Here is a 23,156-nt window from a genome sequence, read left to right on the forward strand (position 1 = left end):
ATCAAAATCCTGTCAAGGCTTGGCAAAACCGTATTTTGCCAGCACCTGCTGCCCGGATTCGGACATGACGAAATCCTGGAAGGCCTGGGCCTTGTCATTACGGCCTTCGCGCTGCACCAGGGCGATGGGGTAAGTGACAGGTTCCGTGGTCTTGAGCACTTCCAGCACCTCCACCTTGTCTTTCATGATGGCCGCGTCGGTAGCGAACACGAAACCGGCTTCCACTTCACCGCGGGCAACGTAATCCAGCACCTGGCGCACGTTCTGCCCCAGAATTTCGCGTTGTTTGACTGCGTCCCACTGACCGGCCTTTTCCAGAGCAGCCTGGGTGTAGCGGCCTACAGGCACAACAGCCGGGTTACCCAAAGCCACGCGTTTGACTTCTGCCTTGCCCAGATCGCCAGCGTTGCTCACTTTGGCGGGGTTATCAGTCGGCACAATCAGCACAACCTGATTCTGTACAAAATTCTTGCGGGTAGCAGGATCCACAGCCTTGGCTTCTTCCGCCTTGTTCATGGCTTTCTGGTCGGCCGAGGCAAACACATCCACCGGAGCGCCATTGACGATCTGCTGCAGCAATACATCCGATGCGGCGAAGCTGGTCAGCACCTTGGTGCCGGGGTGCTCTGCCTCAAACTGGCCTGCCAGTTCCTTGAAAGCATTGGTCAGGCTGGCAGCGGCGGCTACCACCAACTCATCGGCTTGTGCAGTGCCTTGCAGAAACAGGGATAAGGCGGCTACCGATACGACGCGTTTGAACATTGTTTTCTCCTCCGGGACGGGTGTAACGAATTAGTATAATCAGGAAATATATATAGGTATATAGCGTAAATCTACCCCTCTGCTGAATGAAGCTCATCATCCCGGAGTGATAGCATGAGGGCTTTCCTGCCTCATCCCGGCTCCCAAAAGCACGCCAACAGCCACGCTTTCCGAATTTTTCATCCCCATGACGCAAGCCAGTCTGATTTCCGATTTCATCACCATGCTCTGGTTGCAGGACGGCCTGTCCGCCAACACGCAGCAAGCGTATCGGCAGGATCTGGAGCGGCTGGAGGAATGGGCTCAGCAAGAGCGCGAAGGCAAGCCACTGGAGCAACTGGAAGCAGGCGATCTGCGCGAATGGATGGCCAGCCAGGCCGGTCAGAGCAAGGCCAGCACGGCCAACCGCAGGCTGGCCACCTTGCGCCGCTTTTACGATTGGACGGTGCAAGAAGGCATGCGGCAGGACGACCCCTGCCTGGAACTGAGCAGCGCCCGACAAGCCCCGCGTGTCCCGCATACCTTGTCTGAAGAACAGGTAGAGCGCCTGCTGGCCGCACCAGACATACATAATCCCTTGGGCCTGCGTGACCGCTGCATGCTGGAAACTTTGTATGCCAGCGGTTTGCGCGTCACGGAGCTGACTGAACTACCCCTGCAAAACCTGAGCCTGAGCGATGGCGTACTGCGCATCGACCAGGGCAAGGGCGGCAAGGACAGGCTGGTGCCCTTGGGGCAGGAAGCGCTGCACTGGATCGAACGCTATATGCAGGAATCCCGCCCTGCCTTGCTAGGCCAGCGTCGCAGCGATTTTGTCTTTATTACCGGGCGCGGCACCTGCATGAGTCGCCAGTCCTTTTGGCTGATCGTCAAGAAATACGCGGTACAGGCCGGAATTCTGGCCCCCTTGTCCCCGCACGTTCTGCGCCATGCTTTTGCCACCCATCTGCTCAATCACGGGGCCGACCTGCGCGTAGTGCAGATGCTCCTGGGACACGCCGACATTTCTACGACCCAGATTTATACTCATGTGGCACGTGAGCGCTTGAAAGCCTTGCACGCAGCCCATCATCCACGCGCCTGAGCGCACGACCAAGATATGGCTAAAGAAAAACACGTTAGCGAAACACCGGCCACGCAGTGGCTACGTAAAAATGGCATTTCCTTTACCGAGCATAGCTACAACTATGTCGATCATGGCGGAGCCATGGAAGCAGCAGCCCAGCTGGGTCTGGACCTGCACCGGGTAGCCAAGACCCTGATCATGGAAGATGAAAGCGCCAAGCCCCTGATCATCGTGATGCACGGCGACCGTGAAGTCTCCACCAAGAACCTGGCCCGTCAGACCGGCGCGAAAAAGATCGCCCCCTGCAAGCCGGAGGTGGCCCAGCGTCATTCCGGCTATATGGTTGGCGGCACCTCGCCTTTTGCCACTCGCAAGGCCATGCCTGTATGGCTGGAAGAAGAACTGCTGGAGTTCGACACCATTTACATCAATGGTGGCCGACGCGGCTATTTGCTAGGTATCAATCCCCAGGTTCTGATCGACAAACTGGGCGCGCGCCCAGTGCAGGCTGGTCTGGAAAAAGGCTGATCTTACTTAGCGGCAGGTATAAAAAAGACGGCGCTGTCAGCCCGTCTTTTTTTATGTCCCGCACTTGCTTGAACCATCAAACACCGCACTAAACGGCCTAGTTCTGCTCCCTATACTTCCTGCCACGCGCAGCCACCACCACCACCACCACCACCACCACCACCACCACCACCACCTCCTCCTCCTCCTCCTCCTCCTCCTCCCGCAACAAGAGCTAGCACTGGATAGCAGCGCACGACAACACTGTCCGCCCCATCGCTCTTCGCAAAAGCAGGTGATTGCACCGCTTTGGCATTTCGCCAGATAATTCAAACCTGAATAATGAGAGGGGTCCCCATGTTTCAATCCTTGCGCCAGCCCGCCGTCATGACGGTGACTTTGGCGGCTGCTGGCATCCTGATGGTTACCATGGGGATACGCCAATCCTTTGGCCTGTTCGTCGGCCCCATCGATAAAGCAACCGGCATGGGCATCATGTCCATCAGCTTTGCCATGGCCGTGGGCCAACTGGCCTGGGGTGCGATCCAGCCTATTGCCGGTGCCTGTTCTGACCGCTGGGGCCCGGACCGGGTTCTGATCGCGGGTCTTCTGATTCTGGCATTGGGCTGTGCCGTCACACCGTTTATTGGCACGGGGCTGGGCCTGACCTTGACGCTGGGCCTGCTGGCCAATATTGGCTCGGGTGCAGCCAGCTTCTCCACTCTGATTGGCGCGGCCGCCCAACGTATTCCCGATCACGCTCGCGGTCAGGCCTCGGGCCTGATCAATGCTGGCGGCTCCTTCGGCCAGTTCGTCTTTGCTCCCGTAGTGCAAAAGCTGATCGGCTGGGTGGGCTGGATGTCGACCTTTTGGGTCCTGGCCCTGACCGCCCTGCTAACCCTGCCCCTGATCCGCAAACTGAGCCCAGGCAACAAAGCTCAAAAAACAGCAGTAGCCCCCAACCCTGCTCCGATTGCCAGCGGTCCGGGCTTGGCCGAGACACTGAAAAGCGCCATGAAGGATCGCAGCTACTTGCTGCTGAGCCTGGGCTTTTTCACCTGCGGTTTTCACATTGCCTTTCTGGTCACCCACTTGCCGGGGGAAATTGACCTGTGCGGGCTACCACCTTCGGTAGCAAGCTGGTCGCTGGCCCTGATCGGCCTGGCCAATATCTTTGGCAGTATTGCCGCCGGTTCCTGCATTGCCCGCTGGCGCAGCAAGTACGTGCTGGCGCTGATGTATGCCTCGCGCGCCGTGCTGATCCTGTGGTACTTGATGATGCCTAAAACCGATCTGGTGTTCTACATCTTTGCCATCGGCCTGGGCCTGACCTGGCTGGCGACCGTGCCGCCTACTGCCAATATCGTCGCCAAGCTGTTTGGCACGCGCTATCTGGCAACCCTGTTCGGTCTGGCCTTGTTCTCGCACCAGATCGGCGGCTTTCTGGGGGCGTGGCTGGGCGGTATTGCCCTGACTCGTTTTGGCGACTACAGCTGGATGTGGTGGGCCGATATTGTGCTGGCCGTACTGGCTGCCATTGTCAATCTGCCGATACGCGAAGCCAAGATCAAGATGCAAACGGCTTAGACGACTCTAAATCGAAACACCGCAAAGCAAAAACAAAAACTGTTGCCCCGGCAAGAACTCCGTTTAACTGCCCCAGCAACAAAAAGACCCGCCAGTGATGGCGGGTCTTTTATTTCTGGTACACATACATCCTCTTTGCACCGGGGCTCAGCATCCACCCCAAACTAGTGTCCTTAGAACATAGTGTTGCTATTGGCAGCCTGCTCCGGCACGGCCTGAATCACGTCCCAGTGCTCCACAATCTTGCCGTCTTGCACCCGGAAAATATCAATTACCGCCTGTCCGCGATCGGCCTTGCCATTGGTCGAATGCACATGCAAATAGACCAGATCCCCATCTGCCGCACTACGCACAATCCGCGCATGGGACTCCGGATTCTCTTTGAAATAGCCACCAAAATAGCCCACAAAAGGTGCCTTTCCGTCCGGCACTTCCGGATTGTGCTGAATATAGTCCTCGGCTACGACAGCCGCCGCTTCCTGCACCTGATGCTTGTTAAAGAAGCTGTCGTAAAAATCGACCACTAGCTTGCGATTGCTCTCTTCCTGAGCCACATCACGAGTCGGCGAATTGGCAGCCAACGCTGCATTTGTGCTCAACAAGAAAGAGCCCGCTAATAACACTGGAGATACCCATCGGATTAACCCTTTCATCAGTCCCGCTCCTGATTCAATAACCTACGGTGAAGCGCTGGCGCGAGTGGGCAGGACGCTCAATCTCGTCCACCAAAGCGATGGCGTAATCCTCATAAGAAATCTTGCTGCCCTGGTCAGAAACCAAAAGGCTGTCTTTGCCAATACGGAACTTGCCCGTGCGCTGACCGGGACCAAACTCTGCCGAGGGCGACAGGAAAGTCCAATCCAGTTCTTTTTCCTGACGCAGCTGATCCAGAAAGGCAATGCCACCCAAGGCCTCGGTACGGTAGGCATCCGGGAAAGCAGGCTGATCAATCAATCGCTGACCGGGGGCCACTTCCAGACTGGCTGCACCGCCCACCACCAGATAACGCTGCACACCAGCCGCACGAACTGCCGTAATCAGCTTGGAAGGATCCGACGAAGCGAAACGCACCGCGCTGATCGCCACATCGTGCCCTTTCAACAGCGCAATCAAACCGTCCAGATCATTGACATCACCCTGAACCACCGTGACATTGGGCAGGTTGGCAATTTTTTCAGTATGGCGAGCAATCGCTGTCACCGTATGACCACGATCCGAGAGTTCTTTCAAAAGGCGCGAACCGACTTCGCCAGAAGCACCTATCAATGCAATACGAGACATAACAGCTCCTTGTGTGCTCAAATAAAGACCTGGTCTATAAAGTAGACCATTAAGCGTGATGCTAGACAGTTTTTTCACAGTCCACAAGAAGTCACGCAGGCCATACCAGGTCACACGGAAGTGACTATTGAACACAGGAAAGCGACTCGTCATGTCCTCAACAAGCACAGCCACACTGGCTTCCAGCGCCATACAGGAAGAATTTGAGCAACCCTGCCCCATCCGGGATGTACTGGATCGAATTGGCGACCAATGGAGCCTGCTGATCCTGGAATCCCTGGCGCCGGGCACCATGCGCTTTAACGAGCTGGGTCGGGAAATCGGCGATATTTCCCGCCAAATGCTCTCGCGCACCCTCAAGCGGCTGGAAACTGATGGATTTGTACAACGGACCTTGTACGCAGAAGTGCCGCCGCGCGTGGAATACACGCTGACCGAGTTGGGGCAGTCCTTTCTGGTGCCCATGCGGGAACTGGTGAAATGGGCGGACGTACACCATGGGCGCATCTGCCAGGCGCGTCGGGAGGCTCAGGTGGGGTGATAGAGCCAATTCAGCAGAAACAAAAAAGCCGCATGACGCGGCTTTTTTTTGGGGCGATGGGGTTCAGGCCGCGCTGGCCGGCAAGCCAAACACCCGATCAAAGGTCCAGCTAAAGATAAAGGAGTAAATCAGGAAGAACACCAGAATGGCCACTTCCATACGCAGCGCTTCCAGCAAACCGACCTGATACCACCACATATACAAAGGCACGATGGCAATCACCAGGCCAGCCTCAAAGCTGATCGCATGCACACTTCGACGCAACAGGCTACGGCCTTTGACGGCCTGGCGGGACTCCCAGTGCTCGAACACCGTGTTGAACACATAGTTCCAGACAATCGCAATCACCGAGATCGCTACTGCAATAGGCGCAGATTCCGAGGCTTCTCCACCGGCAAAATACGCCAGCAGAAACGAAGAAAAAACAATGGCAAAAAACTCGAACAAACCCACGTAAAAAACGCGGCGTTTCCAACCTTGGAGTGTCATGACTAACCTGCTGCGGTGCATCAGCCTGGCGCTGAACGCGGTTCAGCCCAACAAGACGATGCGTTCAAAAATAGAATGGCAAGCCTGACGAGAAGGCCCCCTGGCCCGCATCGAAGCTGCGATAAAGCGCACAATCCTACCACAGGCACGCAGACGGTTTGGTGGGCCAGCTCCAATAACCCTTTTCAAGCCCTGCCCAGGCATATTGTTACCCTGGCCTTACGCCATTCACAGCCCGTATCACTCCTCATCAAATCGAATAATCTGTGTGTGCTCCAGCATTTATGGTGATAGCTCTACCCCTCAACCCATGAACTGGAGCGAACAATGACATTACATAAAGCGAACACCGAGCAGCTGCATGAACTCTTGTATCAAGCCCTGGAAACCGAATTGGGCGGGGAGCAAGTCTATAAAGCAGCCATTTCCTGTGCCAAGAACGCGGATCTGAAGAAAGAATGGGAAGGCTACCTGGAAGAAACGCTGACACATCAACAGGTGCTGAAAAGTATCTTTGAGGAGCTGGCACTGGACCCCGCCAAACAAACACCCGGCCGACAAGTGCTGAAACAAATCGCCTCGGCACTGGTCAAGGCGATGGATCTGGCCAAGCAGGCTGGGGACCCGAAAGCCGCTGAGCTGGTGGCGTCCGAATGCGTGATTCTGGCCGAAACCAAAGATCATCTGAACTGGCAGTTGATTGGCCTGGTTGGCGAGCAGAGCAAAGACAAAAAGCTGGCGACTCTGCTCAAGCAGGCGCACGATGCCGTCGCTCCCGATGAAGGCCATCATCTCTACCACACTCAGGGCTGGTCTCGCGAACTGTGGATTCAGTCCCTGGGCTTTCCTGCGGTACTGCCACCTCCAGAAGAGCAAAAGCAAGTCGAAACGCCGATCGGCGCCTCGCGAGCCGAGCAGCAACGCAGCAAATTGCTATAAAGAAAAGGGCCGCAAGGCCCTTTTCTTTATTCCCCGCCGTCCAGACGTCGGCGGGCTTTCAAAGCAATGGAGGAATAATAGGCCTCCAGTTTTTTAAGCTGCTTTTCATCCAGCTCTTCAACATCAATCAAACGCTCATTGGCATCTGTCAGTGAAATAATTAACTCATCAAGCTTTATATGCAATGCCTTGCTATCTTTATTTTGATTTTGCTGAATTAAAAAAACCATCAAGAAAGTAATAATCGTCGTGCCGGTATTAATAATTAATTGCCAAGTTTCCGAATAATTAAAATACGGCCCAGACAAGGCCCACACCAGCACCGCTAAAACAGCAACGGAAAACATGATGGGGGAGCCGGCAAAGCGTGTCACCGCCTTGGCAAAGCGATCAAAAAAACTGTCTACCGAATCTGGCTTGCACGGCTTGACCAACGGGGGGTCCTCCTGCCTGCATGCAGAAGAAGAAGAAGAAGAAGAAGAAGAAGAAGAGAGCGGATCTTTTTCCAAGGAATGCTTGTCGTTTTTCATGGCAAATCCCTTATAAATAAAAGCAGTGTAGTCGTGGGACCCGCGCATATATTTCAAATAAAAACGAAACTGGGCAAAATTCAAACGCAGCTTAAACAGCGACACAACTGCTTTGCCATCCCTGCCCTGTAAAAACCACCGGCCGCGGCCCAGCCCAGACATTCAGACCGGCTTTCCCCTAGGCAGAACGAGCGATGTCCACGTTTTTCAGCGCTGCTTCTTACGGGTTTTTGCGAACGAAATGATTTTTTACAGCTGCCACTACCCAAGTCACAACAAGCTTTGTAAGATGCGTCTGACTATCTTGCTTTCAGTTTGATAGTTTTTGTAGAAAGCACATTGCTGTCTTTTTTTAAAACACGCTATTTCCCATAGCCTTTATTTAAAAAGGAGCAAGAAGTGGGCAAGATCGACCATAAAACAATGTGTATTTTGTGCCAAACTCTGCCGCTTTCCAAAGCGCATACACCCAAGCATGCCTACATGGAACGCATCACCAAAACAGAGGACTATGGCGACCAGGGAGCACAGAGCCTGTTTCGCTGCTCCGTTTGCCAGACCCACTGGCTTTATCAACAAGACAAATGGAAAAGTTGTCTGGGATTCAAGCTCTGGACCGGTAGTGTGGATGACTATCTGGCCTCAACAAAAGGGCTTATGAATACTTGGGGCACTACACCAGCCCCCAAAACCTCACCCACAAGTCTTGGCACTCGGCCGCTCCATTAGCGCTACTGACTCTCCAGAACGCGCATGCCCAGCTAGTTTCAGTCGTGAAACAATCGTCTTTCGCTTCCTGCCAGCCTTGTTTTCTCACAACAAGGCTGGCTCGATTAAAAGCAAAGCGAGCAGACACACGGGCCGCTCCGCATAAATCGCGGAAGATCAGTCATCAAGTGGGATTTCAACGCTCGGCCTATCAGGTGCGGAGCTAAAAGCCATGAAGGCAGACGGGCCTCATGCAGCAAAATGGCGGGCCCAGCAGGAATCGAACCTGCAATCTTCCCTTAGGAGGGGAAAGTTATATCCATTTAACTATGGGCCCGGTGGCTGGTCTGCGCAGTGGGCCCAGGCGGGCCAGACACTACATGCACCGCAGGAATCCTGGCTTTACAACACACAAGGGCAGATCCGACGCCCTCTCCAGTCCGTAAAAAACCAGCTATTTTCCTGCCCGCTGCTACAGAAAGTGCTACAGCAAAAGAACGGTCCAAAGACCCTGTCCTGCCGCCGCGTGCTTATCAAAAAGCAGTCGCAAAGTGTACCAGCTAGACCGCAGGGACGAAAGGATTGAAACAGCTAAACAAGGCTGCCCCGTGATGCTTCACACAAGCATAAAAAAGATCCGCATCACCCATCACTTCAACCCTGAAATCCGCATCAAAACCAGGCCGGGAACGTTCGCCCCCTACTGTTTCAACACTAGAATCGAACACTGAAAGCCAATCAGCAAGCCACCTCCGGCCCTTTCTAGGACAAACCCCAATCTAAATATGTTGTTAATATATTTAGAAAATATTAAGATCCATCCCATGCTCTGAAGCTGGCCGTCGGCCTCTGACAGAGCTGAACTATAAAAAAACCACCGGAGACAAACATGAAATCCAAACTTGTTGCATCCACCTTGGCTGGCCTGTTTTTGCTGAGCAGCACGGCCTCGGCACAAGCAGCCGAAATCAACTGGCGCGTACCCACTTCTGTACCCGAAGGCTCCCCGTTCTATCAAAACTTTCTGGAGCGTTTTGCAAAGAACGTGAAACTCATGACGGGGGATCGTGTCGAGATTCAGCCCTTTGGAGCCGGGGTTATCGTTCCCGCCCTTAAAGTCTTTGAAGCAGTAGAGACAGGCGTTGTGGAAGCGGGCCACTCCACCTCCAGCTATCTGGTCAATCAGGATCCGGCCAATGCGATTTTTGCGGGTTATCCCGGCGGCATGGGGCCTGATGCCTATCGTGTCTGGCTATATGAAGGCGGTGGTAAGGAAAAGCTGCAGGAGCTGCGTTCCAAAAATGGCCTGAAAACCATGATTGTGGGGCTGGGCTCCACCGAAGTCCTGGCGCACTCCAATACCCCGATTCGGACAGCTGAAGATCTGAAAGGGCTGAAGTACCGTACCTCCGGCGCCTGGGCCGATGTGATGAAAGACTATTTCGGTGCCGTTCCCACGGTGGTTCCTCCCGGCGATACCTACACCCTGCTGCAACGCAAAGGGGTGGATGCAGTGGAATGGGCAACCCCCTCCTCCAATACGCCAGAAGGCTTTCATCAGGCCGCCAAATACATCGTCGTACCGGGTGTGCATCAACCTACTTTCATGTGGGAAGTCGTGCTGAAGCAGGAAACCTGGGACAAGGTGCCCGCCGATCTGCAGCAGTTAATTGAGGCTGCCGCCGAGCTGACCACCCATCAATCGCTGGACTACTTCTATAACGCCGACATCAAGGCCATGGAGAAGTATCGCCAGGGACGCAACGAAGTCATCACCCTGGATCCAGCCTTCATCAAGCAGCTGGCCGAGGCTGGCAATGACTGGGTACACAAGAAAGCCGACGCCCAGGCACAGTCCGGCAACGACTACATGAAAAACCTGCTGACTGACTACGATGGTTTCCTGGCTCGTTGGCGCAGCGAAAGCAATTACTTGATCCGCGACTAAGTCCTACTTTCTGAAGGAGAGCTGCCATGCTGCAGCCTATTTCAAAACTGATCGACTTTGTTGCCCTTGTCAGTGCCAGGTTGGCGGAACTGGCTGCGGCCATCCTGGTCACGGCCATGGTGTGGGAGGTTTTTGCCCGCTACGTCCTGCATGCTCCTACGGTCTGGGCCTTCGATGTCGCCTACATGATGAACGGGGCTATTTTTCTGCTGGGCATGGCCTGGGTAATGCGCCAGAACGAACACATCAGCATTGATGTGGTTCGCAAGCACTTGCCCAAGTCCCTTGCCCGCATTTCAGACGTGGTCCTGTACCTGCTGGTGCTGTTTCCCCTGTTTGCGGTGTTGAGCAAAGTCGGAGTCAACAAAGCTTGGATGGCCTGGAAGCTGAACGAAGTGGAAATGGTCAGCCCCTGGGCCCCGGTCATGTGGCCGTTCTACGCCTGCATTGCCATTGGCCTGATCGCCTTTACCTTGCAACTGCTGGCCCATGGCTTGCGCTGCGCGGTCAAAGAACAAAGCCCTGCAGACATCGAGGTGAGCCCATGAATTTATGGATTGCCGGACTGATGTTTCCCGCCCTGTTCCTGCTGATTTTTCAGGGCATGCCCGTGGCTTTTGCGCTGATCCTGCCCGCCTTTCTGGCCGGTTGGTACGCCTTTGGCCCCATGGTTTTTGACCAGATGTATGGGGCCTTGTACGGCGCGGCCACCAACCATATCCTGTCAGCGATTCCCATGTTTGTCCTGATGGGAGCCCTGCTGGAGCGCTCGGGCATTGCCGCCCGTCTGTTTCGCACCATGCAGTTATGGCTGGGTGGTCTGCCAGGCGGGCTGGCTATTGCCACCATCGCCATGGCTGCCACCTTTGCTGCCGCAGCCGGTGTGGTGGGGGCGGTAGAAATCATGGTGGGGCTGATGGCCATCCCAGCCATGAAGCGCTTTCGCTACAACCACTCCCTGATCGCGGGCACGATCTGCGCCGGGGGCTCCCTGGGCACCATGATCCCGCCCTCAGTGGTCGCGGTCGTCTATGCCTCCCTGGCACAGGTTCCGGTGGGCGAGCTGTTCGCTGCCATGCTCTTTCCGGGCCTGTTGATGACCACGCTCTTTGTGGCTTACATCCTGATTGCCACCACGCTCAAGCCCGAATTGGGGCCTCGGGCGGATGACGAGGATATGCGTCGGCCCTTGGGCGAGAAAATCAGCATCACGATGCGTGGTCTGGTTCCCATGATGCTGCTGATCATCGCCGTTCTGGGTTCCTTGATGAAAGGGATTGCATCGCCCACCGAGGCCGCTGCCCTGGGTGCCGCTGCCGCCGCTGTCCTGTGCATTTTCTACCGTCAGTTCAACTGGGAAGTGTTCAGCGGAGCCTTGCGGATTACGGTACGCATTACAGCAATGATCATGCTGATTGTGGCTGGGGGCACCATGTTTACCGGAGCCTTTGCAGCCAATGGTGGTGCCAAGCTGGTACAAATGCTGACCAGCGATCTGGGCCTGGGCAGTACGGGTACGATCATTCTGTTTCTGGGCATCGTCTTTCTGCTGGGCTTTGTGCTGGACTGGACGGCAAACGTATTGATTTGCGTGCCGCTTTTCCTGCCCTTTATTGTGGCAACAGGACTGGATCCCTTGTGGTTTGGCGTCATGGTGATTGTTGTTATTCAAACCAGCTACCTGACACCGCCCCTGGCCTCTTCGATTTTTTACCTCCTGTCCATTGCCCCCAAAGACATGACATACGGACAAGTTTGTCGAGGTGTGGTGCCGTTTATTCTTGCTCAGTTGCTGACCTTGCTGATCGTCGCTCTGTTTCCGGCGATTGCAACCTGGCTGCCCCAGCAAGTGTCCGGCTTTTAACACCCTTTTTATATTGGAGTCTCTGTGAGTAGCGCCCCCATCCCTTCTTCTCGTGCCGCTGAAATCGCCTATCAAGCGATTGAGCAGTTAATTGCCACACTCAAACTGGAGCCTGGTCAGGCCATTGTGGAAAGTGATCTGGTGGAAATGACAGGTTTGGGACGCACCCCCTTGCGCGAAGCCCTGATGCGCATGGTGGCCCTGGGATTGATCGAGCAGCAACCACGCCGTGGTCTGCGTGTCAGCGAGATCCGTGTGGCTGAACATTTGACCCTGATTGAAACACGCCGGGTTCTGGAACGCCTGATTGTGCAGGGAGCTGCCCGCTGGGCGACCCCGGCCCAGCGCAGCACCTTGCTCGGCCACGCCCAGGCCATGGTGGATGCCGCCAACGCCAAGGATATCGACGCCTACATGCTGGCCGATCAGCATCTGGACGAAGTGATCCACCAGGCCTGTCGCAACACCTTTGCGGTGCAAGCGGTCACACCCATGATCGTTCAGTGCAGACGATTCTGGTACGCCTACCAATATGAAGGCGATCTGGAAGCCGGAGCCCAGGCTCATTTGACCCTGGCCGAAGGTATCCAGGATGGAAATCCCGACCTGGCCTTGCAGGGCTCTGAAACGCTGATGGCTTACCTCAGCGCCTTCACCCGCAAGGTCATTGAATAACGTATCAATAATCTATTAATAATCTGGAGACATCATGAATCTGAACGGCATTCTCGTTCCCATCGTTACCCCGTTTGACGCCAACAACCAGCTAAATGAAGCCGCTCTGGAGCGTCTGGTTGAATGTTTTATTGAAGCCGGCGTGGGTGGCATCGTGGCTTGTGGCACCACGGGCGAGTACTACGCACTGAGCGCACAAGAGCGCCGCCGCGTGCTGGAGATTGTTGCCAAAACCGGCCGTGGCCGTACAACACTGATTGCCGGCGTGAACTCCATGTCACCTGCCGAAGCCATCAGCCGGATCCGTGAAGCCGAGGAGTTGGGTTACGAAGCGCTGATGCTCTCCCCCACCCCTTACAGCCTGCCCGGCCAGAATGAAGTGGTGGCGTATTTCAAGGAGGTCGCCGCGGCCACCGAATTGCCGATTGTCATGTACAACTTCCCGGCACGCATTGGCATCCAGATCGAGCTTGAATCCGTTTACGAACTGGCCAAGGTCAAAAACATTGTGGGCATCAAGGAGAGCAGCGGTAACTTCAGCCGGGTAGTGGCTATGGTCAATGCCAATCTGCCCGACTTCCAGGTTGTTTGCGGCTGTGATGATCAGGCGGCCGACTTCCTGTTCTGGGGCGTGCGCAGCTGGATCAGCGGCGGGGCCAATGTATTTCCTGCCGAGCAGGTCCAAATGCTCAAGGCAGCCGAACAAGGAGACTGGGACAGCGTGCGTCGCATGATGGCAGCCATGCTGCCCGCCATTGCCGCCATGGAGTCCGGCAACTACAACCAGAAGGCCAAACTGGGCTGCGTGCGCCACGGCATTGATGTCGGTTCGGTGCGCTTGCCCCTGTTGCCAGTCGACGCGCAGGAACGGGATGATTTCCTGGCCCAGATCAACGCTTACCAAGTAGAACAGGAGGCTTGAATGCCCACGCAGAAAGAGACTGTCTTTGAGTTGGCCCGCGCCGGAAAGCTGCACGCTTCCCATTTGATTCCTGGCTATCAAACCACGGCTTCGGCCCTGCTCGATAACGTCAGCCCTATCGATCTGGCCGTGATTGGCAAGATCTCCGCTGGCCAAGACTCGGATGTAGAAGCGGCGGTCGCTGCCGCACGCGCAAGCTTTGAGTCGGGCGAGTGGTCTGAACTGTCTCCGGCAGACCGTAAAAAGATCATGCTCAAGTGGGTCGCCTTGCTGGAGCAACACGCCGAGGAACTGGCCGCACTCGATTGCGTGGATGCAGGCAAGCCCATCACCGAATGTCTGAATACCGACATGCCCGCCACCATCGATACCTTCAGCTGGTATGCGGAAACGGCTGATAAATGCTTTGGCCGAATTTCCCCAACCGGCTCCGACGCGCTGGGCTTGATCACCAAGGAACCCATTGGGGTCGTGGCGGCCGTCCTGCCCTGGAACTTCCCGGCCCAGATGTACGCCTGGAAAGTAGCCCCTGCTCTGGTGTGCGGCAACTCGGTCATTGTGAAGCCGTCCGAGCTGACCAGTCTGAGCGCCTACCGCATGACACAGCTGGCACATCAGGCAGGCGTCCCCGCAGGGGCCCTGATCCTGGTCACAGGGACAGGCGAGGAAGTCGGAGAGCCTTTGGGACGGCACAAGGACGTGGATATTGTGTCGTTTACCGGCTCCACCGAAGTGGGTCGCCTGTTCCTGAAATACTCCGCAGAAAGCAATCTGAAGGAGGTGGTACTGGAATGCGGCGGGAAAAGCCCCCAGGTCGTTTTTGAGGATGCCCTGCTGGACGAGGCGGTCCCCTCCATCCTGGCGGCCGCATTCTGGAACATGAGCGAAAACTGCAGCTGCGGCTCCCGCCTGATCGTACACAGCAGCCTGAAAGACACGCTGCTGCAAAAACTCAAACAGGGGCTGAGTTCCTGGAAAGTAGGTCTGCCTACGGACCCGGATGTGTCTATCGGACCGATGGTAGAAAAAGCGCACTTTGAAAAAGTGGCCAGCTTTCTGCAGAACCCCGGAAAAAACGCCAAACTGGTTCATGGGGGGCGCATTCACAGTGACCTGGGCAGTGGCTGGTATATCGAGCCCACTATCTTCGATCACATCACCCCGGAAGACCGTCTGTTCCAGGAAGAAGTGTTCGGCCCCGTTCTGGCCATCACGACCTTCGAGACAGAAGAGCAAGCGATCGCCTTGGCAAACGACACCCAATACGGCCTGGCCGCCTCCATCTACACACTGGATGTGCGGCGCGCACAACGTGTCTCGCGCAAAATCAAGGCAGGCACCGTTTCGGTGAATGGCTTTTCCGAAGGTGATATCACCGCGCCCTTTGGTGGCTTCAAACTGTCCGGTTTTGGCGGCAAGGACAAGGGAATGGAAGCCCTGGATCAGTACCAGCAAACCAAGGCGATCTGGTATGTCAATCAGTAAGCCGCTGCTTGCCTAACCCAGACAGCAACAAGCAGGCCGCTGTACCCCCCCCCTCTCAGACTCCTGGACATGAAAGCGGGGGGCGGTTCTTGTCAGTGAGCGGCTCCGGTTTCCTGGGCAGGTATGACATCCTGCCCTCAGGTCCCGCCCAGCCCGCTCGGCATAGGGCGCTCCCAATGTGACCCTAACAATCAACCCGCAGCAGACAAAACGACACTAGTAGAAAAAAGCCCCCCGTTCCAAGGGCACAGTCTTATCAGTACACACCCGTTTCAGTTCCTGCGCGAACAGCTTGTCCACGGGACGCTGCTGACCGGCCACCCGCGTGAAGAGCGCAATGGGCGACAAACCCCACTCAAAGGAATACGGCACGATGGCCACGCCGGACACGCGCACCAGCTCTTCGGCAATTTCAGTGGGGACCACGGAGACGGCCCGGGAGTGGTTCACAATCAACTCACCGATCAGCTTGGGTGAGGAAGTCTCCACGCTGGGCACCGGCTCCAGCAAGCCTGCTCGCAAAAACAGGTTCGCCACCTGCCGCCGCATGGGCGTATTGCGCGGCCCCAGAATCCAGTCCAGATCCTGCAGTTGCGCCCAGTCCAGCTTGCGTCGTCCCAATCGGCCTGCCAGTTCCCGGCTGGCAATCAGGCGCGGTTGCTGCGCGTACAAGGCCTCATGTCGCAGCCCTTTCATATTCAAATCCGGAGAACTGCGCGCCACCACGGCATCCAGGGCATGATCACGCAGTTGTTCCAGCAGGGTTTCCGTCAGCCCCTCGGTAATACTGACCGAGACCACCTGTCCTTGGGGACGGGTCGCCCGCAGCGCCGTGGAAACCAGCTTGCCGGACACCAGGGGAATCACCCCCAGACGCAAATGCGCTTGCCGCCCCAGGCTGTGCGCCTGCAAGTCCAGGCTCAGCAACTCCATGTCCTGCACCATGGCCCGGGCACGTGAAATCACGATTTGCCCTTGTGGTGTTGCCTCCATGCCACGGGAAGAACGCAGAAACAGGGCAGTACCAAACACCTGCTCAACCTCGGCCAGGGCCTGTGTCACTGCAGGCTGGCTCATCGCCATCAAATCCGCCACTTTGGTCAGCGAACCCAGGCGTTCGATCTCGATCAGCAAGGCCAAGTGACGCAGCTTGAGTCGTTGCACCAAGCGATGCGCGATATCGTTTGTTTCCAAGCCTTTACCCCATACCATAAGCATTTACTAATGGGGTAATAATAAGCCCTAATACCCTGGCCTGTTTAATTATCTACACTTGTTGAAAAGCGGCGCTGGTGCCTACTTCCCACGCCATCCCCCGATTCCACCAAACACCTGTTTGACGCCTGAGCAAGAGGAAACCATGAGTTCACCCGTAGATCGACAAGCTGCACTGGATTATCACGAGTTCCCCATTCCCGGCAAAGTAACGATTGCCGCCACCAAGCCGCTGGTCAGCCAACGCGATCTGGGTCTGGCGTATTCCCCCGGTGTGGCCGCCGCTTGTGAAGAAATCGTTGTCGACCCAAAGAATGCCTTCCGCTACACCGGCCGTGGCAATCTGGTGGGTGTGATCTCCAACGGGACTGCTGTGCTGGGTCTGGGCAATATTGGCGCCCTGGCCTCCAAGCCCGTGATGGAAGGCAAGGCCGTTCTGTTCAAGAAGTTTGCTGGCCTGGACGTGTTCGACATCGAGATCAACGAAACCGATCCCGACAAGCTGGTGGATATCATTGCCGGTCTGGAGCCTACCTTTGGTGGCATCAACCTGGAAGACATCAAGGCCCCCGAGTGTTTTGAAGTTGAGCGCAAGCTGCGTGAACGCATGAACATCCCCGTCTTTCACGACGACCAGCACGGTACCGCCATTTGTGTGACAGCCGCGTTCCTGAACGGCCTGAAAGTGGTCGGTAAAGACATCAAGAAGATCAAGGTGGTGACCTCCGGTGCTGGTGCAGCCGCTTTGGCGTGCCTGGACTTGATGGTAGACATGGGTCTGCCCGAAGAAAACGTCTGGGTCACCGACATTGATGGCGTGGTCTACAAAGGCCGCCCCGGCCATCAAGTGCCTGAACTGGCCCGCTTCGCCAAAGAAACCGAGGCCCGCAAGCTGGCTGATGTGATCGACAACGCTGACGTTTTCGTGGGCCTGTCCGCAGGCGGTGTGCTGAAAGCTGAAATGCTGCAAAAAATGGCAGACCGTCCTTTTGTGATGGCATTGGCCAACCCCACCCCCGAAATTCTGCCTGAAGTGGCCAAAGCCGCTCGCGATGACGTGATCATGGCAACCGGCCGTTCGGACTTCCCGAACCAGGTCAACAACGTGCTGTGCTTCCCCTACATCTTCCGCGGTGCGCTGGATGTGGGTGCCACCACGATTACCCGTGGCATGGAAAAAGCCGCTGCCCGCGCGATTGCCGCCCTGGCTGAAGAAGAGCAAGACGAAGCCGTGGCCGCTGCCTACGGTGGTTACGGCCTGAGCTTTGGCCCCGACTACCTGATTCCCAAGCCATTCGACCCACGTCTGATCGTGCGTATCGCCCCCGCTGTGGCCCAAGCCGCCATGGAAGAAGGCGTGGCAACCCGCCCTATCGCTGACCTGGAAGGCTACATCGCCAAGCTGCAACAGTTCGTCTACCACTCCGGCGCATTCATGAAGCCCGTATTTGCTGTGGCCAAGCAACTGGTGCGCGAAGGCGGCAAGGCCCGCATCGTCTTTACCGAAGGTGAAGAAGAACGCGTGCTGCGCGCCGTGCAAGTGATTGTGGACGAGAAGCTGGCCCACCCAATTCTGGTCGGCCGCCCTGCCGTGTTGCTGTCCCGCATCAAGAAATTTGGTCTGCGCCTGCGTTTGGGCGTGGATGTGGAAGTAACCAACCCCGAGTCCGACGACCGTTTCCACCAGTACTGGACCACCTACTGGGAAAAAATGTGCCGTCGCGGCATCAGCAAGGAAATGGCTCGCGTGGAAATGCGTCGCCGCCTGACGCTGATTGGCTCGACCATGGTGCACCTGGGCGATGCTGACGGCATGATTTGCGGCACCATTGGTTCCTACCACAACCACCTGCGTTACATCGACGAGATGATTGGCCGCAAGCCCGGCTCCAGCGTCTACGCCGCCATGAACATCCTGCTGCTGGGCGAGCGTACGGTTGCCCTGACCGACACGCACGTCAACGACGACCCGAACGCACAGGAAATTGCGGAATACACGATTGAAGCTGCTCGTATGTTGAGCACGCTGAGTCTGGAACCCAAGGTGGCCCTGCTGTCGCGCTCCAACTTTGGTACAGACTCGGCCACTTCCGGCCCCAAAATGCGTGAAGCCCTGCGGTTGATTCAGGAACAAGCCCCTGACCTGGAAGTAGACGGTGAAATGCATGCCGACTGCGCTCTGGACGAAAGCTTGCGCAATCGCACCTTGCCCAACTCCTCGCTGAAAGGCTCGGCCAACCTGCTGGTCTGCCCGAACGTGGACGCTGGCAACATCAGCTACAACCTGCTGAAAACCGCCGCTGGCAGCAACGTGGCCATCGGTCCTTTCCTGATGGGTGCCAACGCTCCGGTGCACATCCTGACTTACAGCTCGACCGTACGCCGCATCATCAATATGACGGCCTTGACCGTGCTGCAAGCCAACCGTAGCTAAGCCCTCTGGGGGCTGAAATAAAAAACCGGCCTTCGCAGGCCGGTTTTTTTATGATTGCAATCAGGCAGCAAAGGCTTATTCCAACTTGATATTGCCTTTCTTGACCACGTCGTGGGCCCAGTCGTATTGCTCCTTGATTTCCTTGGCGAACTCTTCAGGCGAATTACCCGAAGGCGTGGCACCCTGCTTTTCCAGAGCCGAAATAATTTCCGGCTTCTTCAAAGCCTCAGCAGCAGCGGCATGCAATTTGGCAACGATTTCAGGAGGCGTTCCTTTGGGAGCCAGCAAACCGTACCAGGCCGGGCTGTTCAGCTGCGGGTAGCCTTCCTCGGCCAAGGTAGGCACATCTTTCAGAGCAGGCAGGCGCTCAGGCCAGGCAATCGCCAGTGCCCGCAAATTGCCAGCCTGGATCTGGGCCATGGACGAAGGCAAGTTATCGAACATGGCATTGATCTGGCCACCCACCGCGTCCGTCACAGCCGGACCGGCGCCACGGTACGGAACGTGCACGATATCAGTGCCGGTTTCCAGCTTGAAGGCTTCACCAAACAAGTGCAGAACCGAGCAGGTGCCCGAGCTGCCGTAGGAATATTTGCCGGGATTGTCTTTCAACTGTTGCACAAACTCCTTGAAGTTTTGTGCCGGGAATTTGGGATTGACCTCGATCACGTTGGGCAGGTTGGCAAAGTTGCTGACCGGCACAAAGTCTTTCAAGGGATCATAGGGCAGATCATTGGGGCGGCAAGCGGGATTCACTGCCAGAGTCGAGATGGTGGCAATCGACAAGGTATAGCCGTCAGGTTTGGCGCGAGCCGCTTCTGCCGCTCCGATAGCGCCACCGGCACCCCCCTTGTTTTCCACAACCATGGATTGGCCCAGCACTTCGCTCATGCCCTTGGTCACAATACGCGCCACAATATCGGTGGAGCCACCAGGCGCAAAAGGAACAATGACGCGAATCGCCTGATTAGGGTAATCAGCTTGAGCGTGAGCGACATTGGCCGTGCCGATCATGGACAAACTTGCACAAAGGGATAGCAGCGCAAATTTCTTGGGAAACTTCTCTATCATGGGAACATCTCCTCTTTAGTCTTTTTGTAGATCCATCCCCTGGGTAAGGGGAACTCATCAATAATAGCGCAGCTAATCCCCAACAATTGTTAATTCTGAAAGCAGATACCTACAGGGGATATACCTATATCTGCCTTTAATTACCGTCATCATGGCCACAATATTCCCGCTGATCCTGCCCGATTTTCTGTTGATAGCGCTGGGGGCTTTGCTGCTGCATCGCTTCCACTTCAGCCGGGATTTTTTCCAGGGTGCCGAAAAGCTGGTCTATTACGTCCTGTTTCCAGCCCTGCTGTTTGATTCCATTACTCGCATCCCTCTCAATCTGGGTGATACCTGGCCCTTGCTGGTGGCGGCGGCTGTTTTAATTGCTGTGGGTACTGTATTGGCCTGGCTGGCCCTGCCCATTCTGAAACCCGAACATTTTCAGCACGCCGCCCTGACCCAGTGCGCCTTCCGTTTCAATACCTATTTAGGGATGTCCTTGGCCAGTGCCATTGCCGGGCCATCAGGCGTTGCCGTCATGGCCTTGCTGGTGGGTTTTTCTGTTCCCATGGCCAATATGGTGGCTGTGACCGTGCTGGCACGTGGGCAACAAGGCCGCATCGCCATCGAGCTGCTCAAAAATCCTCTGATCCTGTCTACTGTTGCCGCGCTGGCCTGGAATCTGGCCGGTTTGTCTGTGCCCGGCCCGGTTCAATTGGCCTTTAGCCGCCTGGGGGCTTGCGCCCTGGGGATTGGTCTGTTGTGTGTAGGCGCCACCTTGTCCCTGCAAGGCTCACGGCGCGCGGGGGCCTTGATCGGCTGGATTACCGCCATCAAGCTGCTGGCTTTACCCTTGGCGGCCCTGGCAATTGCCTGGGTGTTGGATATGAGCACACTGGAGCGCCAGATGTTACTGGTATTTGCCGCTCTGCCCACCGCCTCTTCTGCCCATGTACTGGCTGCCCGCATGGGAGCCGATAGCCGTCTGGTCGCGCTGACCATGTCGATCGGCACTATACTAGCGGGCTTGACCATTCCATTGTGGTTATCCCTCGCGACCTGATCCAAGCCTATGAATCTGCAAGCTTTAACCCTGTCTTTGCCTGACGAGGACGCCACCACGGCCCTGGCCGAACGCCTTGCCCCGCTGCTAAGCGGTCAGGTTCCCGGTGTGCCCACGGGTGGTCGAATTCATCTTCATGGTGACCTGGGTGCCGGTAAAACCCACTTCGTTCGAGCCCTGTTGCGGGCTTGCGGCGTTACCGGTCGTATCAAAAGTCCTAGCTACGCTTTACTTGAAAGTTATAAAGTTTCTAGCTTATACTTCTATCACCTTGATTTTTATAGATTTAGCGATCCACGAGAATGGGTCGATGCAGGTTTTCGCGATATTTTGCAAGACAATGCTGTTGTGCTGATCGAATGGCCCGAAAAAGCAGGGGATTTATTGCCCGAGCCCGATCTGGATTTACACCTGGATTATTGCGGTGACGGTCGTTTGGCCACCCTGGATGCACGCAGCGCCAAAGGAACGCTATGGATTACGACACTCGCCCCCAGCCTGCAGAAGTAGCCCCAGCCGGCAAGGCCCGTCGCCGATTCGTCGCCACGGCCACTACCCTGTTCCTGCTCCCTGTCATCCCGCGACTGGCGAATGCCAGCACTATCGTGGCCGTCCGTACTTGGCCGGCAGATGAATACACCCGCGTCACCCTGGAAATGGATAGCGAGCTCAAGGCCGAGCACTTCACACTGGAAAACCCCCATCGCATGGTGGTGGACATCCAGGGCCTGACCATGAACCGCACCATCGAGGAGCTGGTTTCCAAGGTCCGCCCCAATGACCCCTACATTCGCTCCGTGCGCGTGGGCCAGAACCGCCCCGACGTCGTGCGTCTGGTGCTGGATCTGAAACAGGCCGTCGCTCCCCAGATCTTTACCCTCAAGCCCGTTGGCGAATACAAGTACCGTCTGGTGCTGGACTTGTACCCGCGCGTGGCTCAAGACCCGCTGCTGGCTTTGCAAATTCAGGACGATAACGACCCCCTGGCTTCCGTCCTGGAAAGCCTGGCTCAAAACTCGCCTGATGCTCCTGTGCCCACGGTACAAGGGCAGACCTTGCCGCCCGTCGCTCGTACGCCGCCTCCTGTTACAACTCCACCGCGCTCCCCTTCGCCCGGAGCCACTCCGGGCACTCCAAATCGTCCTTTACTGATTGCGCTGGACCCTGGCCATGGTGGTGAAGACCCCGGTGCCATTGGTCCCGGTGGTACGCGTGAAAAAGATGTGGTGCTGAACATTGCCCGCCGCCTGAAGCGTTTGATCGATGCGCAGCCCAATATGCGCACTTACTTGACGCGCGACTCGGACTTCTTCGTGCCACTGCAAGTGCGTGTGCAAAAAGCCCGTCGGGTAAAAGCTGACCTGTTCATCAGTATTCACGCTGACGCCTGGATCAAGCCTAGTGCGCGTGGCTCGTCTATCTACGCCCTGTCTCAAAACGGTGCCACCAGCTCGGCTGCTCGGTGGCTGGCCAAGAAAGAGAACGATGCTGACTTGATCGGCGGTTTGAACCTGGGTTCCCACAACCGTCAGGTTGCGCAAATTCTGCTGGACCTGTCTACGGCCGCACAGATTAACGATTCGGTGAAAGTAGGCTCGCGCCTGCTGGGCGAGATCGGCAAGATCAACCGCCTGCATAAGCGCAATGTTGAACGCGCTGGTTTTGCTGTACTGAAAGCACCGGATATCCCGTCGATTCTGATCGAAACAGCGTTTATCAGTAATCCGGAGGAAGAGCGTCTGCTGCGTAGTTCTTCGCATCAGGACAAGATTGCCCAAGCCATTCTGACCGGCATCCGGGGATATTTTGCCGAGTTTCCGGCACTGGCCAGCCGCAGCTAACTATCTGCTTGGTTCGATGAAAAAAACGCAGCAAAAAATGCTGCGCTTTTTTTATTTCTGTAGAGTCTGAAGCTGTTCAGAAAAGAGAACATCTTTGGGCAAGGACCTGTTTGAACCTGAATCGGTGTGGCCTTTTCTTGAGGGGGAGCAGCTAGTCGGAGGGCAAGTCAGGGTTCTGGCCGCAGGCTCTTGAGCTATCCAGGATACAAGCCCCGTGCTGTTTGAGCGCGACGCTTATAGCTC

Annotated in this window: 23 protein-coding genes and 1 tRNA gene; 16 read left to right on the forward strand and 8 right to left on the reverse strand. The window is 56.2% G+C overall.

Going from position 1 to position 23,156, the window contains the following annotated elements; translation table 11 throughout:
* Positions 1–12: 12 nt before the first annotated feature.
* Positions 13–762, reverse strand: a complete 750-nt coding sequence (gene modA / locus Q9R35_RS16030) for a molybdate ABC transporter substrate-binding protein (RefSeq protein WP_026485228.1) — start codon at positions 760–762, stop codon at positions 13–15.
* Positions 763–949: 187 nt separating this feature from the next.
* Here modA and xerD point away from each other — a divergent pair, with 187 nt between their 5' ends.
* The 3 genes from xerD to Q9R35_RS16045 all read left to right on the forward strand — a co-directional run bounded on the left by xerD (position 950) and on the right by Q9R35_RS16045 (position 3,922).
* On the forward strand, positions 950–1,846 hold the full coding sequence (gene xerD / locus Q9R35_RS16035; protein WP_042483724.1) for a site-specific tyrosine recombinase XerD: 897 nt from the start codon (positions 950–952) through the stop codon (positions 1,844–1,846).
* A gap of 15 nt (positions 1,847–1,861) precedes the next feature.
* Positions 1,862–2,356, forward strand: a complete 495-nt coding sequence (ybaK, locus tag Q9R35_RS16040; RefSeq protein ID WP_009461319.1) for a Cys-tRNA(Pro) deacylase — start codon at positions 1,862–1,864, stop codon at positions 2,354–2,356.
* A gap of 336 nt (positions 2,357–2,692) precedes the next feature.
* On the forward strand, positions 2,693–3,922 hold the full coding sequence (locus Q9R35_RS16045) for an MFS transporter (protein ID WP_045930989.1): 1,230 nt from the start codon (positions 2,693–2,695) through the stop codon (positions 3,920–3,922).
* Positions 3,923–4,095: 173 nt separating this feature from the next.
* Here Q9R35_RS16045 and Q9R35_RS16050 read toward each other — a convergent pair whose 3' ends face one another.
* Both Q9R35_RS16050 and Q9R35_RS16055 read right to left on the reverse strand, forming a co-directional pair.
* Positions 4,096–4,575 (reverse strand): nuclear transport factor 2 family protein, encoded by a 480-nt coding sequence (locus tag Q9R35_RS16050; protein WP_086060850.1) that lies wholly within the window; start codon positions 4,573–4,575, stop codon positions 4,096–4,098.
* A 16-nt stretch (positions 4,576–4,591) separates the two neighbouring features.
* A complete protein-coding gene (locus Q9R35_RS16055) occupies positions 4,592–5,203 on the reverse strand; it encodes an NAD(P)-dependent oxidoreductase (protein ID WP_063688425.1) in 612 nt (203 codons plus the stop codon).
* Between the two features lie 151 nt (positions 5,204–5,354).
* On the opposite strand from Q9R35_RS16055, the gene Q9R35_RS16060 reads away from it, so the two are divergent.
* Complete coding sequence (locus Q9R35_RS16060; protein WP_042483714.1) at positions 5,355–5,744, forward strand: helix-turn-helix domain-containing protein; 390 nt, start codon at positions 5,355–5,357, stop codon at positions 5,742–5,744.
* Between the two features lie 63 nt (positions 5,745–5,807).
* Here the strand turns inward: Q9R35_RS16060 and Q9R35_RS16065 are convergent, their stop codons facing one another.
* Positions 5,808–6,233, reverse strand: coding sequence for a PACE efflux transporter (locus Q9R35_RS16065; protein WP_125303642.1), 426 nt, complete (start codon positions 6,231–6,233; stop codon positions 5,808–5,810).
* A 327-nt stretch (positions 6,234–6,560) separates the two neighbouring features.
* Between Q9R35_RS16065 and Q9R35_RS16070 the strand changes: the two genes are divergently transcribed.
* Complete coding sequence (locus Q9R35_RS16070; RefSeq protein WP_125303644.1) at positions 6,561–7,172, forward strand: hypothetical protein; 612 nt, start codon at positions 6,561–6,563, stop codon at positions 7,170–7,172.
* A gap of 26 nt (positions 7,173–7,198) precedes the next feature.
* On the opposite strand, the gene Q9R35_RS16075 is transcribed toward Q9R35_RS16070, so the two are convergent.
* Entirely contained in the window at positions 7,199–7,864 is a 666-nt protein-coding gene (locus Q9R35_RS16075; protein WP_404977959.1) for a low affinity iron permease family protein, read from the reverse strand.
* Positions 7,865–8,101: 237 nt separating this feature from the next.
* On the opposite strand from Q9R35_RS16075, the gene Q9R35_RS16080 reads away from it, so the two are divergent.
* On the forward strand, positions 8,102–8,431 hold the full coding sequence (locus Q9R35_RS16080; protein ID WP_125303646.1) for a hypothetical protein: 330 nt from the start codon (positions 8,102–8,104) through the stop codon (positions 8,429–8,431).
* A gap of 241 nt (positions 8,432–8,672) precedes the next feature.
* On the opposite strand, the gene Q9R35_RS16085 is transcribed toward Q9R35_RS16080, so the two are convergent.
* A tRNA-Arg gene (locus tag Q9R35_RS16085) sits at positions 8,673–8,747 on the reverse strand.
* Positions 8,748–9,299: 552 nt separating this feature from the next.
* On the opposite strand from Q9R35_RS16085, the gene dctP reads away from it, so the two are divergent.
* Genes dctP through Q9R35_RS16115 form a run of 6 tightly spaced genes read left to right on the forward strand, consistent with a single transcriptional unit; the run spans position 9,300 to position 15,304 of the window.
* On the forward strand, positions 9,300–10,358 hold the full coding sequence (gene dctP / locus Q9R35_RS16090; protein ID WP_311220119.1) for a TRAP transporter substrate-binding protein DctP: 1,059 nt from the start codon (positions 9,300–9,302) through the stop codon (positions 10,356–10,358).
* A 26-nt stretch (positions 10,359–10,384) separates the two neighbouring features.
* A complete protein-coding gene (locus Q9R35_RS16095) occupies positions 10,385–10,906 on the forward strand; it encodes a TRAP transporter small permease subunit (protein ID WP_042483704.1) in 522 nt (173 codons plus the stop codon).
* Positions 10,903–12,222, forward strand: coding sequence for a TRAP transporter large permease subunit (locus Q9R35_RS16100; protein WP_125303650.1), 1,320 nt, complete (start codon positions 10,903–10,905; stop codon positions 12,220–12,222). Before Q9R35_RS16095 ends, Q9R35_RS16100 begins: the two co-directional genes overlap by 4 nt.
* A gap of 24 nt (positions 12,223–12,246) precedes the next feature.
* A complete protein-coding gene (locus Q9R35_RS16105) occupies positions 12,247–12,897 on the forward strand; it encodes a GntR family transcriptional regulator (protein WP_042483700.1) in 651 nt (216 codons plus the stop codon).
* A 34-nt stretch (positions 12,898–12,931) separates the two neighbouring features.
* Positions 12,932–13,819 (forward strand): 4-hydroxy-tetrahydrodipicolinate synthase, encoded by an 888-nt coding sequence (gene dapA / locus Q9R35_RS16110; protein WP_045930983.1) that lies wholly within the window; start codon positions 12,932–12,934, stop codon positions 13,817–13,819.
* A complete protein-coding gene (locus Q9R35_RS16115) occupies positions 13,820–15,304 on the forward strand; it encodes an aldehyde dehydrogenase (RefSeq protein ID WP_197313627.1) in 1,485 nt (494 codons plus the stop codon). It abuts the gene before it with no gap.
* 216 nt (positions 15,305–15,520) lie between these two features.
* Here Q9R35_RS16115 and Q9R35_RS16120 read toward each other — a convergent pair whose 3' ends face one another.
* A complete protein-coding gene (locus Q9R35_RS16120) occupies positions 15,521–16,516 on the reverse strand; it encodes a LysR substrate-binding domain-containing protein (protein WP_086060918.1) in 996 nt (331 codons plus the stop codon).
* Positions 16,517–16,664: 148 nt separating this feature from the next.
* Between Q9R35_RS16120 and Q9R35_RS16125 the strand changes: the two genes are divergently transcribed.
* A complete protein-coding gene (locus Q9R35_RS16125; protein ID WP_063688445.1) occupies positions 16,665–18,953 on the forward strand; it encodes an NADP-dependent malic enzyme in 2,289 nt (762 codons plus the stop codon).
* A gap of 75 nt (positions 18,954–19,028) precedes the next feature.
* Here the strand turns inward: Q9R35_RS16125 and Q9R35_RS16130 are convergent, their stop codons facing one another.
* Positions 19,029–19,967 (reverse strand): tripartite tricarboxylate transporter substrate binding protein BugE, encoded by a 939-nt coding sequence (locus tag Q9R35_RS16130; RefSeq protein WP_022983479.1) that lies wholly within the window; start codon positions 19,965–19,967, stop codon positions 19,029–19,031.
* Between the two features lie 208 nt (positions 19,968–20,175).
* Between Q9R35_RS16130 and Q9R35_RS16135 the strand changes: the two genes are divergently transcribed.
* Genes Q9R35_RS16135 through Q9R35_RS16145 form a run of 3 tightly spaced genes read left to right on the forward strand, consistent with a single transcriptional unit; the run spans position 20,176 to position 22,913 of the window.
* Entirely contained in the window at positions 20,176–21,072 is an 897-nt protein-coding gene (locus Q9R35_RS16135) for an AEC family transporter (protein WP_311220120.1), read from the forward strand.
* A 9-nt stretch (positions 21,073–21,081) separates the two neighbouring features.
* A complete protein-coding gene (tsaE, locus tag Q9R35_RS16140) occupies positions 21,082–21,582 on the forward strand; it encodes a tRNA (adenosine(37)-N6)-threonylcarbamoyltransferase complex ATPase subunit type 1 TsaE (protein WP_042483682.1) in 501 nt (166 codons plus the stop codon).
* Positions 21,546–22,913: an N-acetylmuramoyl-L-alanine amidase gene (locus Q9R35_RS16145; RefSeq protein ID WP_042483679.1), complete on the forward strand. Its 1,368-nt coding sequence runs from the start codon at positions 21,546–21,548 to the stop codon at positions 22,911–22,913. Before tsaE ends, Q9R35_RS16145 begins: the two co-directional genes overlap by 37 nt.
* The last annotated feature ends 243 nt before the right edge of the window (positions 22,914–23,156 follow it).

It is taken from the genome of Alcaligenes sp. AB3 (assembly GCF_031844565.1).
Classification (GTDB): domain Bacteria; phylum Pseudomonadota; class Gammaproteobacteria; order Burkholderiales; family Burkholderiaceae_B; genus Alcaligenes; species Alcaligenes faecalis.